The organism is Lentilactobacillus curieae (assembly GCF_000785105.2).
Taxonomy (GTDB): domain Bacteria; phylum Bacillota; class Bacilli; order Lactobacillales; family Lactobacillaceae; genus Lentilactobacillus; species Lentilactobacillus curieae.
The window spans coordinates 2,017,884-2,035,332 of sequence record NZ_CP018906.1 but is presented as its reverse complement, the minus strand read 5'-3'; the positions used below and the strand labels follow the sequence as shown (position 1 = coordinate 2,035,332).

The window sequence follows — 17,449 nt, the reverse complement described above, 5'->3', positions numbered from 1 at the left end:
ATGAGGAAATACAGAATGCGGATTCTTTTCATCGGTGATGTTGTTGGAAATAAGGGAATGAAAATGATTAGGGATTATGTTCCAGCATTAAAGCAGGAATACCGGCCTCAAGTCACGATTGCTAATGGAGAAAACTCAACACCAATGGGAAGGGGCATCAATCTTTCGGGTTACAAAGAAATGATGTCATCTGGAGTTGATGTTGTTACTCTGGGTAACCACGCTTGGAGCAACCCCGAAATCAATGATTTTATTGATGACTCGAAGCGGTTGATCAGACCGTACAATTTTCCGGGAGAAAACGTCCCTGGAACAGGATATACCATTATGAATGTCAATGGTTTCAGGCTTGCTGTGTTAAATTTTCAAGGTAGAGTATTTTTAGATAATTTAGATGATCCTTTTAGGGAAGCAACTGAGCTGGTAAAATCTTTACAATCCGAAGCTGATGCATTCTTTGTTGACTTTCATGCTGAAGCCACTAGCGAAAAGTTAGCATTCGCTAAGTATATGAGTGGCGAAGTTTCTGCAGTTGTTGGCACTCACACTCACGTTCAAACCAATGACGCTAGAATTATCAATGGAAAAACTGCTTTTCTTACGGACGCAGGGATGACTGGGCCGGCTGATGGAATGCTTGGAATGCAAGAAAAAAGTGTCATTGAGAGATTTTTAAATCAGCGTCCAGCAAGATATAAAGTGGATGAAGATAGTCGAGGAATCATTTGTGGATGTATCATAGACATTGATGAAAAGACTGGAAACGCAACTAAAATTGAACCCGTTAAGCAAATGGAGAACGGACTTTTTTAAGGAGACTTTAGATTGGCAAAAAGTGAAGTAACTCCAATGATGGAGCAGTATCAAAAAATCAAGGATCAGTATCCTGACGCATTCTTGTTCTACCGTCTGGGTGATTTTTATGAAATGTTCAACGATGACGCCATAAAAGGGTCACAAATTCTTGAGCTTACGTTAACCAACCGCAATAAAAGCTCAAAGAACCCAGTGCCAATGTGTGGTGTGCCCCATAAGTCGGTGCAGAACTACATTGATATCTTGGTAGACCAAGGATATAAAGTCGCAATCTGTGAGCAAATGGAAGATCCTAAGCTTGCTAAGGGAATGGTTAAGCGAGAAGTTATTCAATTGGTAACTCCAGGGACTCAGTTCCAAACTGGTAGTGAAAACGCTAAAGAAAACAATTATTTGACTGCCCTTTACTATAATTCCGATGAAGGTACTTATGGATTCGCTTATGCTGACCTTTCAACTGGAGAGCTTAAGGTTGCTAATCTTACTTCTATCGATGAAATCATTAACGAGGTAGTTTCACTATCAAGCAAAGAAACTGTCGTTCTGGGCGATAATTTGCCTGTAAAAGCTACCGAAACTTTGACTAAATTAGGAATTCTGATTTCTAAACAGGAATTGTTGCCAGCCAACTCTTCAACTAGTTATTTAAGCCAAGACGCAGAAGGCGATTCTGCAAGACAAGTACTGTCACTCTTAATTTCATACATCGAAACTACCCAAAAGCGGAGTTTAGATCACTTAAAGCGGGCAGTTATGTATGAACCTTCCGATTTCTTGGAGATGGATCATAATTCTCAATACAATCTAGAATTAGTCCGGAATATTCGAACTGGAAAGAAGCAAGGGACTTTACTGTGGTTGTTGGATCAAACTAAGACTGCAATGGGTGGTAGAACTTTAAAGCAGTGGCTTGAACGGCCGTTAGTAAATCGAGGAAAAATTGAACAAAGACAAAACATTGTCGGTGTTTTGGTGGAACATTTCTTTGAACGCAATCAACTTCAAGATGAACTAATCAAAGTTTATGATTTGGAACGACTATCAGGCCGAGTTGCATTTGGAAGCGTTAATGGTCGAGACATGATCCAACTAAAAACGTCACTGATGCAAGTGCCTAAGGTACGTTACATTCTTGAGCAGATTGCGGATAAAAATTTTGATGATTTATTAAGGGAGCTAGTTCCCTTAGATAACATCGTCGATTTGATTGACCGGGCAATTGCCGATGAACCACCGATTTCTGTTACAGACGGAGGTGTCATTAAGGACGGTTATGATGAGCAGCTCGATAAATACCGTGATGCGACTAATAATGCTCAACGCTGGCTGGCTGAGTTAGAGGCTAAAGAACGTGAAGTTACTGGCATTAATAATCTAAAAGTTGGGTTTAATCACGTTTTTGGTTACTACATCGAGGTTACCAAGACCAACTTAGCCAAAATTCCAGAGAATCGTTACCAAAGAAAACAAACGTTAGCAAACTCGGAGAGATTCTCGACCCCAGAGTTAAAAGAAAAAGAAGCCATGATTTTAGAAGCTCAAGAACAAAGCAAAAATCTTGAGTACAAATTATTCGTCGAGGTTCGTGATCAAATAAAAGCAGCGATAAAGGATATTCAACGTTTGGCAGATGCAATTGCGACGACTGATGTCCTTCAAAGCTTTGCTGCTGTGTCTGAAGAATACCGGTTTATTAAGCCTCAATTAATTGATGGTCATGAAGTTAAAATTGTTGATGGTCGTCATCCTGTGGTTGAGAAGGTTTTAGGCCATCAACAGTATGTTCCTAATGATGTTGACCTGAATGAGGATACTAACGTGTTACTTATTACTGGGCCCAATATGTCTGGTAAGAGTACTTACATGCGGCAACTCGCATTGGCAGTCATAATGAACCAGGTAGGCTGTTTTGTCCCAGCGAAAAGCGCTGAGATGCCAATTTTTGATAAGATCTTTACCAGAATTGGTGCCGCAGATGACTTAATATCGGGGCAGAGTACCTTCATGGTTGAAATGAAGGAAGCTGATGATGCCATTGAAAACGCAACGCCTAATAGTTTGATCCTATTTGATGAAATTGGTCGGGGAACTGCGACTTATGATGGAATGGCACTAGCTCAGGCAATCATTGAATATGTGCATAACAATATTGGGGCGAAAACCCTATTTTCAACCCATTATCATGAGCTAACTGCCTTAGATCAGTCTTTAAAACAGTTAAAGAACGTTCACGTGGGAGCAACTGAATCAAATGGTGAATTAGTGTTTCTTCATAAGATTCAGATGGGCCCAGCAGATAAATCATACGGGATTCACGTTGCTAAATTGGCGGGCCTACCGAAGTCATTGCTTGGAAGAGCTAGCACGATTTTGGACAATCTCCAAGAAGATAACGAAAATGAAGTTCATGGCTCAGCAAACGCCATGGTTGAAAATATTGAGCGAGAACCTCAGAGTGAGGAGCAGATTTCCTTGTTCCCACTGGATCAGATTGACGAAAAACAAGCTGATGTAATTTCACAACTGAAAAAACTTGATTTAATGTCAAGAACACCAATGGAAATTATGAATCAAGTTTATAAATGGCAACAGAAGATTAAAAAGGATTAGGTGATTTAAAATGGCAAAAATCCATGAATTACCAACAGTATTAGCTAACCAGATTGCTGCGGGAGAAGTTGTCGAGCGACCAGCCTCTGTGGTTAAGGAATTAGTTGAGAATGCGATTGACGCCAAAAGTACAGAAATCAACATTACTGTCGAGGATGCAGGGTTAAAGTTCATCAAAATCGTCGACGATGGTAATGGAATTGATCCTCAGGAAGTTAAGACTGCCTTTTTACGCCATGCGACGAGTAAGATTGCTGAACAGCGAGACTTATTTCGGGTCCGTAGTTTGGGATTCCGTGGTGAGGCTTTACCTTCAATTGCCTCAGTTGCGAAGGTCAGAATGCAAACCTCAGAGGGCGGCCAAGGAATTGAAGTTAATTACGCAGGTGGAAAATTAGTTAATGAAAAGCCCGCCCCAGCTCGGAAAGGAACTACTATTGAGGTTTCTTCATTGTTTTATAACACCCCAGCTAGGCTAAAATACATGAGTTCGCCAAACACTGAATTATCACGGATTTCTGATATGGTCAACCGGCTTGCTGTTAGTCATCCTGAAGTTGCTTTTTCTTTTACAAGTAATGGCAGAGAGCTATTGCGGACTTCAGGTCGGGGTAACTTACTTCAAGTTTTAGGGGCAATTTATGGGATGAAGACTGTTAGCAAGATGGTCAAAATTCATGCTGATAATTTAGATTTAGAGGTCAACGGCTATGTTAGTTTGCCGGAACTTACTAGGGCGTCAAGGAACTATATCTCCATTATTTTGAATGGCCGTTACATTAAGAATTTTGGGCTAACTAAGGCAGTAATTTCTGGTTATGGATCCAAGTTGATGATTGGTCGCTTTCCAATCTCAGTAATTGAAATTAAGGCCGATCCTGCATTGATTGACGTTAACGTTCACCCAACCAAGCAGGAAGTTAGGATCAGCGATGAAGGGCAAATCTCAAAGCTAATTTATGAAGCAATTTCAAGTGCGTTAGCTGATAAGCAGTTGATCCCCGATGCGTCTGAGCCATTCAAACAACAATCAAAAATGGTTGATATTTTTGATTCAACTCCCGCTCCAGTTAGACCAGCACCAACTCCTCAACCAGCGTTAACTGAACCTAAATCTGAATTTCATGACGCTCCCGAATTGAATCAACCAATCGTAATTAATAATAAGCGAGAGTTGAGTCTTCCAGAAGTTAGTCGGTTTGAAAACCGTGTAGCAACCGAACCGGAATCGTTACCAGCGTTTCAAGATATCTCAGGGCCACAATCTCCGGCAGAACAGAAAGCTAGTGAAGTTGCTGAATTAGCTGATGTTGAAGAATTTAAGTTTGATTCTGGATTTCCTGACCTTCACTACATTGGACAAATTCATGGTACGTATTTAATTGCAGAAACTGAGGAAGGTATGTATTTAGTTGATCAACATGCTGCTCAAGAACGGGTTAATTACGAGTATTATCGCCAAAAAATTGGGGAAGTCAGTCCTGACCAACAAAAGCTATTGGTACCAATCATCCTTGATTATTCAACTAGTGACTACCTGTTAATTATGGATAAATTACCAGTTTTAAGGGAACTTGGATTATTTCTGGAAGACTTTGGTCAGAATAGTTTTATCGTTCACCAGCACCCAATGTGGTTTAAGGCCGGTCAGGAAGAGTCTACAATTAAAGAAATGATTGATTGGATATTGACCAACCATAAAATTTCTGTGGCAGCATTTAGGGAAAAGGCAGCCATTATGATGAGTTGCAAACGGGCCATTAAAGCAAACCACCACCTTGATGAACGGCAAGCTAAAGCATTACTGGAGCGGTTACCTCAATGTGAAAATCCATATAACTGCCCACATGGACGCCCGGTCCTAGTAAAATTTACAAATGAAGATATTGAAAAAATGTTTAAGCGAATCCAAGACCCACATCACACTGAAGAAGAGCTTATCTAGCGATTTCAATATGATACAATTAGTTGATTAATTTATTGGAAATAGGGGAATGTCATGTTTGAATTTATCCAAGGGACAATCGTTGATGTTGCACCAGATCATATCGTTGTCCAAACTGGTGGGGTCGGCTATTTTATCTATACTGCTGATCCATACAGGTTTAAAGTTGGTGATGAGCACGTTAGGGTTTATGTTTACCAATCAGTTAGCGAAAATGCATTGCTGTTATTTGGCTTTTTTGATGCCAAGGATAAGCAACTATTTCTAAAACTAATTGCAGTGTCTGGAATTGGCCCTAAGAGTGCCCTGGCGATTCTCGCAGGTAATGATCGCTCAGGTTTAATTGCCGCTGTAAATGAAGGTAATGTGAAGTTCTTGACAAAGTTTCCTGGTGTAGGCAAAAAGACTGCTCAACAAATTATTTTGGACTTGCAAGGTAAACTTGGTGATATTGATGGCGACTTATTGGATTCACCAGTTAAGCCTGAACCGAACCTATCTGATGATAGTCCAGAACTGAGAGACGCCTTGTTAGCACTATCTGCACTAGGATATTCAGAAAAGCAGATTTCTGCAATCAAGGATGGGATGTCTGAAAAGAGTGGTCTTTCCACTGATGAATATCTAAGTTTAGGTTTGAAATTATTAATGAAGTAGGAGGTGAACTTTGTGAGCGAGGGAAATGATGATCGACTAGTGTCATCCGGCGTTGAGAACAATGATGAAGAAAAAATTGAGATGTCACTGCGCCCCCAATTTTTAAATCAGTACATTGGTCAAGACGATATTAAAAACGAACTCCAAATATATATCAAGGCTGCAAAGCAACGGGAAGAATCTTTAGATCACGTTTTACTCTATGGGCCTCCTGGACTAGGAAAGACAACTTTGGCGATGGTAATTGCTAATGAAATGGAAGTTCATATTAGAACGACTAGTGGGCCAGCTATCGACAAACCTGGGGATTTACTTTCAATTTTAAATGAGTTACAACCTGGCGACGTCTTGTTTATTGATGAAATTCATCGATTACCAAAAATTGTTGAGGAAATGTTGTACTCTGCGATGGAAGATTTCTATGTAGATATAATTGTCGGCCAAGGTCCCGGTGCTCACCCAGTTCACTTCCCACTACCACCGTTCACACTGATTGGGGCTACTACCCAAGCTGGTGCTTTATCAGCTCCATTGCGTGATCGATTTGGAATTGTGGAACACATGAATTATTACCAAACCAAAGATTTAAATAACATCGTCAAACGGACCGCGGATATATTTAACATTTCAATTTCTGATGATGCAGCGTATGAGGTTGCCTTGCGTTCAAGGGGAACTCCCAGAATTGCCAATCGTTTGCTTAAACGGATTCGGGATTTCGCTCAGGTATCTGATAAGTCAGAAGTTGATTTAGAAATTGTCCAGTACGCTCTTAATCTCTTAAAGGTTGATAATCTCGGTTTAGATGATACTGACATTAAGTTGTTAAAAACAATGATTGAATTTTACAACGGCGGTCCGGTTGGGCTGAATACTTTGGCAGCAAATATCGGTGAAGAAACCGATACAATTGCGGAGATGTATGAACCTTATTTGATGCAAATTGGTCTGATTAAGCGGACAGCTAGAGGACGAATGGTAACCGCAAAGGGATATGAACACCTCGGATATGAATTTCCAACTACAAAGGATTAGGGAGGCTCACATCATGGAGACTCATTACACATTAGATGATTTTGACTATGACCTACCGCACGAATTAATTGCTCAAACCCCAATTAAAAATCGCGATACTTCTAGGTTATTAGTCTTAAATCATGAGAGTGGTGAAACTCAGGATCGCCACTTTTACGATATTTTAGATTATTTAAATCCAGGGGATGCCTTGGTAATGAACGATTCAAAGGTAATGCCCGCTAGAATTTATGGTGAGAAAGAATCTACCGGTGGCCATCTGGAAGTACTGCTGCTTCATAATATCGAAGGCGATAAGTGGGAAACTTTAATGAAACCTGCCAAAAAAGCTAAGGTTGGCTCAGTGATAACTTTTGGTGATGGTAAGTTAAAAGCAGTCGTTACCAAGGAGTTAGAGCATGGGGGTAGGGAAATTGAATTTAAGTATGATGGAATCTTTATCGAGATTCTAGAAGAACTTGGTGAAACCCCATTGCCGCCATACATTAAAGAAAAGCTCGATGACCCAGACAGGTACCAAACTGTCTACGCCAAAGAAATGGGCTCTGCAGCTGCTCCAACTGCTGGTTTGCATTGGACTAAGGAATTATTGCAGAAGGTCGCAGATAAGGGCGTTAAGCTTGTTTATTTAACGTTACACGTTGGTCTTGGGACATTTCGACCAGTGGATGAAGAAAACATCGAAGATCATAAAATGCATAGTGAATTTTATCGTCTCAGTGAAGAGGCTGCTCGCACCCTTAATAAAGTTAGAGATAGTGGTGGAAAGATTGTGGCCACTGGGACGACGTCAATAAGAACACTAGAAACTGTTGGCTCAAAGTTTAACGGAGAAATTCATCCGGACTCAGGATGGACAGACATATTTATCAAACCAGGATATGAGTGGAAGGTCGTTGATTCGTTTATCACAAACTTCCATCTACCAAAATCCACGCTTGTTATGTTAGTTGCTGCCTTCACTGGACGTGACAACATTTTGAATGCATACGAGCATGCGATTGATGAGAAGTATCGTTTCTTTAGCTTCGGCGATGCAATGTACATTTATTAATTTAGGAGGATGCTTTTATGCAACCAGCGATAACCTATCGCCTGATCAAAAAAGAAAAGCACACGGGTGCTAGGCTTGGTGAAATCACCACTCCTCACGGTACCTTTAGAACACCAATTTTTATGCCAGTTGGAACCCAGGCCACAGTTAAAACCCTTGCACCTGAGGAACTTGATGACATGGGGGCCACAATTATTTTGGCAAACACCTATCACTTATGGGTCCGCCCGGGTGAAGATATTGTTGAAGAGGCTGGTGGCTTGCACAAATTTATGAATTGGGATAAGGGAATCTTAACTGATTCTGGTGGCTTTCAAGTGTTTTCACTAGCTAAGAATCGGGATATAACCGAAGATGGGGTGACGTTCAAGAACGAAATCAACGGATCAAAAATGTTCTTATCCCCTGAAAAAGCTATGGCGATTGAAAATGCGTTAGGTCCAGATATCATGATGAGTTTGGACGAATGCCCACCATACTTTGAAAGTTATGACTACGTAAAAAAATCAGTTGAACGGACGTCTCGGTGGGCTGAACGTGGCCTTAAAGCTCATAAAAATCCTGATTGGCAAGGGCTGTTCGGAATTGTTCAGGGAGCTGGATTTGAAGATTTAAGAAAGCAATCTGCTGAGGACCTTGTAAGTTTAGATTTTCCTGGGTATTCAATCGGCGGACTATCAGTTGGCGAATCAAAGCAAGAAATGAATCGAGTTTTAGACTTTACGGCCCCTTTGTTACCAGAAGACAAGCCACGATATTTGATGGGTGTCGGAGCAACCGACTCATTGATTGATGGCGTGATTCGTGGAGTTGATATGTTTGACTGCGTTTTACCTACTAGAATTGCCAGAAACGGTACGGTAATGACTTCTCATGGTAGGTTGGTTGTCAAAAATGCTAAGTACGCCAGAGACTTCACACCAATGGATGATCAGTGTGACTGTTATGCTTGTCGAAATTATACACGGGCTTATATTCGTCACCTAATGAAAACGGATGAGGCGTTTGGTATGAGATTATGTTCGATTCATAACCTTCATTATTTAATTCACTTGATGAAACGGGTTCAACAAGCAATCATTGATGACAACTTGTTGGACTTACGGGCTGAAGTTTTTGAACAATATGGATATAACAAGCCAAATCCAAAAAACTTTTAGGTGTAGACCTTTTCATGTTAATTTGGTACAGTTAATAGTATGAATAAGCGGGGTGAAATTGTTGAATAGTTCTGTATACTCGATCTTAATGATTGTTGTTTTGTTTGGTTTAATGTACTTCTTTATGATTCGACCACAACGTAAGCAAGAACAAAAGCGTCGCGAAGAGCTCTCTAAGGTAAAGCCTGGAGATCAAGTCGTAACGATTGGCCGCTTACATGGTATCGTTGATGAAGTTAACACAACTGACAAAACTGTAACGCTTGACTGTGACGGAATTTACTTGGTATTTGATTTGAACGCTATTGCTTCAATCAAACAACCAGCTGTTGGTGCACCAGTTGCATCTGATAGAGGTAACCAAGCAAATGCAGCTGCTAAGCCAGCTGAACCTAAGGATAACGTTGAAAGTTCTCAACCAGCTGCTACTGATGAAAAACCAGCAGCTGAAGAACCAGATACTAAAGATTCTGAAGAAACTAAATAGTCAATTGAAAATGAGCCTTTGGGCTTATTTTTTTGCTTGGAAAAGAACATACGTTTGTGTATACTTAGTGTGAGTTGATAAATATGGAAAAAGACAACAGGAAAATTATTCATGTTGATATGGATGCATTTTATGCTTCAATCGAAGAGTTATTAGACCCCAGCCTAAAAACTAAGCTATTAGTGGTTGCTAAAGATCCTAGAAAAACTGGTGGGCGTGGTGTGGTTTCAACCGCAAACTATAATGCTCGAAAGTTCGGAATTCATTCAGCGATGAGTTCAATGGAAGCACTTAGGTTATGCCCAGCGGCGGTATTTAGATTTTCGGGGTTTGACTTTTATCGAAAGTACTCTGCGATGATTCATGAAATTTTTAATGAATACACAGACATAGTTGAATCATATGCCCTAGATGAGGCTTATTTAGATGTCACTAATAATAAAAAAGATATTAAAGACCCAATTCGAGTAGGTAGGGAAATCCAAACAAAAATTTGGAATATGACTCATCTAACTTGCTCGGTTGGTGTTTCATATTCTAAATTTTTAGCTAAAGAAGCGTCAGATTACGCTAAGCCGTCAGGGATGACAATTATTGATCAGAAGGATGCTTTGGAGTTTTTAAAGGTGCTACCGATTGAAAAATTCCGAGGCGTAGGCAAAAAAACTGTTCCTAAAATGCACGAGTTGAAAATCAATAATGGGGATGATTTATTAAAGTGGAGCCAATTAGACTTAATTAAAAATTTTGGAAAGTTCGGCTACATTCTTTATGAACGTGCTAGAGGAATTGATCCCCGGCCTGTTGAGGCAAATAGAATTCGTAAATCAATTGGTAAGGAACGGACGTATGGACCGCCGTTACTGTCTGATGAAGAAGTTCATGCTGCCCTTGGTAAAATTGCTAAACTGGTTACGGAAGCGGTAATCAAACAGAAGAAACACGGCAAGACGCTAGTTTTGAAAATTAGGTTTACGGATTTTTCAACCTACACAAAAAGGGTTAGTTTTGATAGATACTTGGATAATGATGATACCGAATTTCTTAATCTAGCAGTCCAGCTCTTAGAGGATGTGCCTCCTGTAACAGAAGAACGAGGTGTTAGATTACTTGGGATAACCCTTACTAACCTAGATGATTTGAGCTATGAAAATATTGATTTGGATTTATTTCAATAAGTTTGCGTTCACTTTATCGGTTAGATAAGATATACTTAAGTGTTCTATTAAATGGCGAGAGGTAAAAAAATGGCTGAAAAAACAGAAATTCTCAATACAATAAAAAAATACCAAACTATCATTATTCACAGGCACAAGCGCCCAGACCCAGATGCAATTGGTTCTCAAATGGGTTTGGCTCAAATTTTGAAAGCTTCATTTCCTGAGAAAAATGTCCTTTGTGTCGGTAAGCAGTACTCAAGCTTTGCTTGGTTAGGAACTGTTGATGAAGTTGCTGATGATCAGTACAAAGATGCTTTGGTAATTGTTGTGGATACTGCTAATCAGCCTCGGGTAGATGATGATCGGTATAATCAAGGCAAATCAATGATCAAGATTGACCATCATCCAAATGATGACGCTTTTGGCGATATTCAGTGGGTAGAGGATCAAGCTTCGAGCACATCAGAGTTAGTATATGATTTTTACGATGCTAATCATTCTGAATTGACGATGCCAGACGAAGCCGCAAGATTGTTATATGCTGGGATTGTTGGTGACACTGGTAGGTTTATGTATCCTGCCACTTCATCTCACACGTTAGCGGTTGCTAGCAAACTTACAGAATATAACTTTAGCGCTTCTGAGGTAAACCAGATTGAAGATGAGATTGATATCCCACTGGCTAGATTATCAGCCTATGTTTATTCAAATTTAAACATTCTCGATAGTGGCGCAGCTTACCTAGTATTATCAGATGAGGTTTTGGAGCCATTTAATTTGGGGGATGAGAGCACTTCGGCAGTGGTCCCACTTCCAGGAAGAATTAAAGAAGTTGTTTCTTGGGCAATTTTCGTTCAGCAAAAAGACGGCGGATTCAGAATTCGATTGCGCTCAAAAGGACCAGCAATTAATGAACTCGCTAAGGAATATGGCGGTGGTGGCCATGAATTGGCTAGTGGTGCTGTTGTTGAGAACGAAGACCAAATTAAAGAATTTGTTGCCCGATTAGATAAGTTAGTTTCGGAAAGCAAATAGGAGAGTATATGACAGAATTTTCAGATTTTAAATTAAAGCCTTTCTTGTTATCAGCGTTGCAAGAAAAGGGCTTTAAACAACCAACAGCTGCACAATCAAAATTAATTCCAATCGTAATGTCTGGAAGAGATTTGGTTGGTCAGTCTGCAACTGGTAGTGGTAAGACTCACGCGTTTTTACTACCAATTTTTAACAAACTTGATCCTGAAGTAAAAACAACTCAAGCGGTAATTACAACGCCTAGTCGTGAGTTGGCATACCAAATCATTGAGGATGCCAAACAGCTTGCAGGACACTCAGAACACCAAATTACAATTGGTTCATACGTTGGCGGAACTGATAAAAATCGGCAAATTGAGAAGTTAAAACATGAGCAACCAGACGTCGTAATTGGAACTCCAGGTAGAATTTGGGATCTAATTTCCGGTCGTCATCTTGATGTGCATAATGCCCAACAATTTGTTGTTGATGAAGCAGATATGACTTTAGATATGGGCTTCTTGGATATTGTTGATAAGATTGCGTCTAGTTTTGGTAAAGAAGTCCAGATGATGGTCTTTTCTGCAACTATCCCTCAAAAAGTTAATGTATTCCTTAAGAAATATATGAACAATCCGGTCGTAGAAGAGATTCCAGTATCCACGATTATTAGTCCAACTATTGATAATTGGCTAATTTCAACTAAGGGTAAGGACAAAAATCAATTGATTTATGAGCTTTTGACCATTGGTGAACCTTACCTGGTGTTGGTCTTTGCAAATACTAAGCGTCGAGTTGAAGAAATTACTGAGTTTTTAAAGGGCCAGGGATTAAAGGTTGCTATGATTCATGGTGGTGTTCAGCCTCGTGAGAGAAAGCAATTAATGCGCCGAATTAAAAAACTAGAATTTCAGTTTGTTGTTGCGACTGATTTAGCCGCTCGGGGAATTGATATCGAAGGTATTTCTCACGTCATCAATGACGATATTCCTGATGACTTGGACTTCTTTATTCATCGGGTTGGTAGAACGGGTAGAAACGGGATGTCAGGGATTTCAATTACCTTGTATACGCCTGACGAAGAGGATGAAATTGCTGAACTCGAATCTATGGGCATCAAGTTCAAACCCAAGGCTGTTAAGGATCACGAAGTAGTTGATACTTATGATCGTAATCGGCGGGCAACCCACAAGAAGAAACATGATAAGCTTGATCCAACCATGATTGGAATGATCAAGAAGAAGAAAAAGAAAGTTAAGCCTGGGTATAAGCGAAGAATCAAGATGAATTTGGACCGTAAAGACGAAATGGATCGTCGAGTTAAGAAGCGCGAAGATCAGCGTGCTAAGCGGAAACAAAGAAAGCAAAGTTCAACGCGTTACCATTAGAACAGGCATTGACATCATTTTCACAAAAACGTATAATTTTTGTGACCGAGGAACATGCTAACAGTTAATCATTTTCAGAAACGTTTTGGTTGCTGTGAAAAACGATTGATGACTGTTGGTGCTATCCTCAAAGGTAAATGTCAAACGCAAATCCTACGTTATAGGAAATAAAAGTGGTTACGAAACATCGTTGCAATTAGAGTGGTACCGCGTCTTAAATGGCGTCTCTTCTAAATGCAACGGTGTTTTATTTTTGGTAAGGAGAATTTTAATGAAAGAATTATCTAGTGGCCAAATCAGACAAATGTATTTGGACTTCTTCAAAGAAAAAGGACACACAATCGAACCAAGCGCTTCATTAATTCCAGTTGATGATCCAACTTTGTTATGGATCAACTCTGGTGTTGCAACAATGAAAAAATACTTTGATGGTTCTGTTGTGCCAAAGAATCCTCGCATGACAAGTTCACAAAAATCAATTCGGACAAACGATATTGAAAACGTTGGGAAGACTCCACGTCACCACACTCTATTTGAAATGCTCGGAAATTTTTCCGTTGGTGATTACTTTAAAAAAGAAGCAATTGCATGGGCATATGAACTCCTAACCTCAGATAAGTGGTTTGGCTGGGACCCTGAAAAGCTATATATGACAGTTTATCCAAAAGATACGGATGCCAAAAAGTTTTGGGAAGAGGTTGGGGTTGCTCCTGATCATATCATCGAAGTTGAAGATAATTTTTGGGATATTGGTCAGGGACCTTCAGGACCTGATTCAGAAATTTTCTATGATCGTGGTGAGAAATTTAACAATCTAGCACCTGATGATCCTGAAAACTATCCTGGCGGGGAAAATGATCAATACCTAGAAGTTTGGAATATTGTGTTCTCACAATTCAATCACACCCCAGAAGACACTTACGAACCACTTCCTAGAAAAAACATTGATACGGGAATGGGACTTGAACGGGTGGTTTCAATTTTCCAAAATGCGAAAACTAACTTTGAAACCGACTTATTTTTACCAATGATTCATAAAGCTGAAGAGCTTGGCGATGGCGTTAAGTATGGTCAAGATTCTAAGTTAGATCAAAGTTTTAGAGTTATTGCAGATCATGCTAGAGCAATCACGGTTGCGATTGGCGACGGAGCAATTCCTTCTAATGAAGGTCGAGGTTACGTTATTCGTCGTTTGATTAGACGAGCAATCGTTAATGGCCAAAAACTTGGTATCAAAGAATCATTTCTTTACAAGTTAGTTCCAGTTGTTGGAGATACTTTAAAATCACATTATCCAGAGGTTTTAGAGCAAAGTGATTACATTGCGAAAGTAGTAAGGTCTGAAGAGGATCGGTTTAACGAAACCCTTGCTGGTGGGCTGAAATTGATGTCAGAGGAAATCGATACAGCTAAGAATAATGGTACCAACATGATCGATGGAGCTACTGCATTTAAACTTTACGATACTTATGGTTTCCCACTGGAATTAACGCAAGAATCTGCAGCCGATGCTGGTATCAAGGTGGATACAGAAGGTTTTGCAAATGAAATGCAAAAGCAAAAGGATCGAGCTAGAAATGCTCGGAGCAATGCTAAATCTATGGGTGTCCAACGAGACCTATTGATTGAAATTAAGGATGATAGTGAGTATGTCGGCTATGATCAACTTGATGTTGATGATGCTAAAGCCGTTGTATTAATCGAGAATGAAACCCTCGTTGATGAAACCAAATCAGATGAGGCAGAAGTAATTTTTGATAAGACTCCTTTCTATGCTGAAATGGGTGGTCAAGTTGCCGATAAGGGTGACATTTACGACGAAAATGGTGAAAAAGTTGCTGAAGTAATTGACGTTCAGCATGCACCAAACGGTCAAAACTTGCACACTGTCAGTTTGTTACAACCACTTAAGAAGGGTGCATCTTATTCATTAAAGGTTGATAAAGCCTTCCATAGCAAGGTAGAAAAAAACCATACAGCTACCCACTTGCTTGATCAATCATTAAGAAACGTTTTAGGTGGTCATACTCAACAAGCTGGATCATTGGTTGAACCAAATTACTTACGATTTGATTTTAACCACTTTGGCTCAGTTACCTCAGAAGATCTCCAAAAGGTTGAAGATATGGTCAACGAACAGATCTTCAAAGAAATAAACGTTGATACCACGGTTACTGACCCAGAAACCGGTAAGAAGATGGGTGCTATCGCCTTATTTAGTGAGAAGTATGGTGATAAAGTTCGGGTTGTTAGCGTTGGCGACTTCTCAATTGAATTCTGTGGCGGAACTCATGTTAAGAATACTAACGAAATTGGATTGTTTAAGATTCTTTCAGAATCTGGAGTTGGTGCTGGAGTTAGAAGAATCGAAGCTGTAACTTCTAAAGAAGCATTTGATTATCTAAACGGACAGGAAAATAGCTTAAAGCAGATTGCTGCTAAACTTAAGGTTTCTCAGATGAAAGAAGTTGGGAATCGAGTAGAGCAACTCCAACAAGAAGTAAAAGATTTAGAGACAAAGCAGGCTAGTTTGGAAGCTAAAATGGCTGCTCAACAAGCTCAAGACGTGTTTGGAAATGCTGAGACGGCTGGATCACATACCATTATTACTGGTGTTATTAAGGACTCAGGAATGGACCAATTGAGACAATTAGCCGATTCATGGCGCGATAAAAAGTTGTCAGATGTTCTTGTTCTGGGAACTGGTAAGGGCGACAAAGCTAATTTGATCGTTGCTTCATCTGATGAGAGTGTCAAAGCAGGAATTTCGGCTTCTGACCTGATTAAAGCCATCTCAAGTAACATTCAAGGAGGCGGTGGTGGCCGACCTAACATGGCTCAAGCCGGTGGTAAGAATCCAGCTGGACTTGATAAAGCAATGAGTGCTGCAGTTGATTGGTTAAGTCAACAATAATTGGTTTTTTTGATAAAATCAGTTAGCATGATTGTAGTTTTGGCGCTTATCGGTTAAAATTGATTCAAATGACTTTTAGTCATAGAGGTGAATTGTATGAGCTCATTAGACAAAACCATGTTTTTTGATTTTAACGATGATCAAAAAAAGGATGTACGTGATACACTTTTGACGGTGTACCGTGCCCTCGAGGAAAAGGGGTACAATCCATATAATCAAATCGTTGGATATTTGATTTCAGGAGATCCTGCTTACATTCCTCGTAATCTTGATGCAAGAAATTTAATTCGGCGTCATGAACGTGATGAGATTATCGAGGAACTTGTTCGTTTCTATCTAGACAATCATCCCAGCGATAACAAAGGGAAGAATTAAATGAAGATAATGGGACTGGATGTTGGTTCAAAGACCGTGGGTGTTGCTGTAAGTGATGCTTTCGGTTGGACATCTCAAGGAGTAGAAATTGTTAGAATCAACGAAGATGAGGGCAAGTTTGGACTAGATAGGATTGCTGAACTTGTTGAAGAACATCAAGTTGGTGGATTTGTACTCGGGTTGCCTAAAAACATGAATAATTCTTTGGGTGATCGGGCAGTTGCCTCTCAGGAATATGGTAAGAAGCTTACTGAAAAGTTTGGTCTACCAGTTGACTTTGAAGATGAGCGACTAACCACTGTTGAAGCTCAAAGAATGTTAACAGAAGAAGCAGACGTTTCACGAAAGAAACGAAAAAAAGTAATTGATAAACTTGCGGCTAGCTTAATTCTTCAAAATTATCTAGATCGTAAAGGAAAACTAACACAGATGTAGAGGGGTACTTTTAATGGCTGATGAACCAATTCAACAACAAATTACGCTAGTTGACGAAAACGGCGACGAACAATTATATGATGTTTTATTTACTTTTAAATCTGAAGACTTCAACAAGTCTTACATCTTAATTTACCCAACCGGTAAGAGTGATGATGAAGAAGTTGAGATTCAGGCTTACGCATTACCAGCTGACGATGATCCATCAGATCCACAAGGTGGCGAACTTCAATTGATTGAAAGCGATGAAGAATGGGATATGATTGAATCTGTTCTTAACACATTCCTTCATGGCGACGATGACCAAGAAGACGACGGTAATAAAGAAGAATAATTGTTAAAATGGATTGGAAGCGAATATTTCTTCGACTTCCAGTCCTTTTTAATTGATTTAGGAGT

15 protein-coding genes are annotated in these 17,449 nt (G+C 39.8%); all 15 read left to right on the top strand.

Features of this window, described 5'->3' with window-relative positions; genetic code table 11:
* Nucleotides 1-15 precede the first annotated feature (15 nt).
* Entirely contained in the window at nucleotides 16-813 is a 798-nt protein-coding gene (locus tag PL11_RS09895; RefSeq protein ID WP_035166948.1) for a TIGR00282 family metallophosphoesterase, read from the top strand.
* A 12-nt stretch (nucleotides 814-825) separates the two neighbouring features.
* A complete protein-coding gene (gene mutS, locus PL11_RS09890) occupies nucleotides 826-3,426 on the top strand; it encodes a DNA mismatch repair protein MutS (protein WP_035166949.1) in 2,601 nt (866 codons plus the stop codon).
* Nucleotides 3,427-3,436: 10 nt separating this feature from the next.
* Nucleotides 3,437-5,371, top strand: coding sequence for a DNA mismatch repair endonuclease MutL (gene mutL / locus PL11_RS09885; protein WP_035166950.1), 1,935 nt, complete (start codon nucleotides 3,437-3,439; stop codon nucleotides 5,369-5,371).
* 54 nt (nucleotides 5,372-5,425) lie between these two features.
* A complete protein-coding gene (ruvA, locus tag PL11_RS09880; protein ID WP_035166951.1) occupies nucleotides 5,426-6,028 on the top strand; it encodes a Holliday junction branch migration protein RuvA in 603 nt (200 codons plus the stop codon).
* Nucleotides 6,029-6,040: 12 nt separating this feature from the next.
* Nucleotides 6,041-7,063, top strand: coding sequence for a Holliday junction branch migration DNA helicase RuvB (gene ruvB, locus PL11_RS09875; RefSeq protein ID WP_035166952.1), 1,023 nt, complete (start codon nucleotides 6,041-6,043; stop codon nucleotides 7,061-7,063).
* Between the two features lie 13 nt (nucleotides 7,064-7,076).
* Nucleotides 7,077-8,117, top strand: coding sequence for a tRNA preQ1(34) S-adenosylmethionine ribosyltransferase-isomerase QueA (queA, locus tag PL11_RS09870; protein ID WP_035166953.1), 1,041 nt, complete (start codon nucleotides 7,077-7,079; stop codon nucleotides 8,115-8,117).
* Nucleotides 8,118-8,134: 17 nt separating this feature from the next.
* Nucleotides 8,135-9,277, top strand: coding sequence for a tRNA guanosine(34) transglycosylase Tgt (gene tgt / locus PL11_RS09865; protein WP_035166955.1), 1,143 nt, complete (start codon nucleotides 8,135-8,137; stop codon nucleotides 9,275-9,277).
* Nucleotides 9,278-9,365: 88 nt separating this feature from the next.
* Nucleotides 9,366-9,764, top strand: coding sequence for a preprotein translocase subunit YajC (gene yajC / locus PL11_RS09860; protein ID WP_035167664.1), 399 nt, complete (start codon nucleotides 9,366-9,368; stop codon nucleotides 9,762-9,764).
* A gap of 83 nt (nucleotides 9,765-9,847) precedes the next feature.
* On the top strand, nucleotides 9,848-10,942 hold the full coding sequence (dinB, locus tag PL11_RS09855) for a DNA polymerase IV (RefSeq protein WP_035166956.1): 1,095 nt from the start codon (nucleotides 9,848-9,850) through the stop codon (nucleotides 10,940-10,942).
* Nucleotides 10,943-11,011: 69 nt separating this feature from the next.
* A complete protein-coding gene (locus tag PL11_RS09850) occupies nucleotides 11,012-11,959 on the top strand; it encodes a DHH family phosphoesterase (protein ID WP_035166958.1) in 948 nt (315 codons plus the stop codon).
* Nucleotides 11,960-11,967: 8 nt separating this feature from the next.
* Complete coding sequence (locus tag PL11_RS09845) at nucleotides 11,968-13,326, top strand: DEAD/DEAH box helicase (protein WP_035166959.1); 1,359 nt, start codon at nucleotides 11,968-11,970, stop codon at nucleotides 13,324-13,326.
* Between the two features lie 271 nt (nucleotides 13,327-13,597).
* Complete coding sequence (alaS, locus tag PL11_RS09840; RefSeq protein WP_035166960.1) at nucleotides 13,598-16,240, top strand: alanine--tRNA ligase; 2,643 nt, start codon at nucleotides 13,598-13,600, stop codon at nucleotides 16,238-16,240.
* A gap of 96 nt (nucleotides 16,241-16,336) precedes the next feature.
* A complete protein-coding gene (locus PL11_RS09835) occupies nucleotides 16,337-16,615 on the top strand; it encodes an IreB family regulatory phosphoprotein (protein WP_035166962.1) in 279 nt (92 codons plus the stop codon).
* Entirely contained in the window at nucleotides 16,616-17,050 is a 435-nt protein-coding gene (gene ruvX / locus PL11_RS09830; protein WP_035166963.1) for a Holliday junction resolvase RuvX, read from the top strand. It begins immediately after the preceding gene.
* A gap of 13 nt (nucleotides 17,051-17,063) precedes the next feature.
* Nucleotides 17,064-17,384 carry a DUF1292 domain-containing protein gene (locus PL11_RS09825; protein ID WP_035166964.1) on the top strand — a complete coding sequence of 107 codons (321 nt, stop codon included), beginning with the start codon at nucleotides 17,064-17,066 and terminating at the stop codon, nucleotides 17,382-17,384.
* Nucleotides 17,385-17,449: the final 65 nt, after the last annotated feature.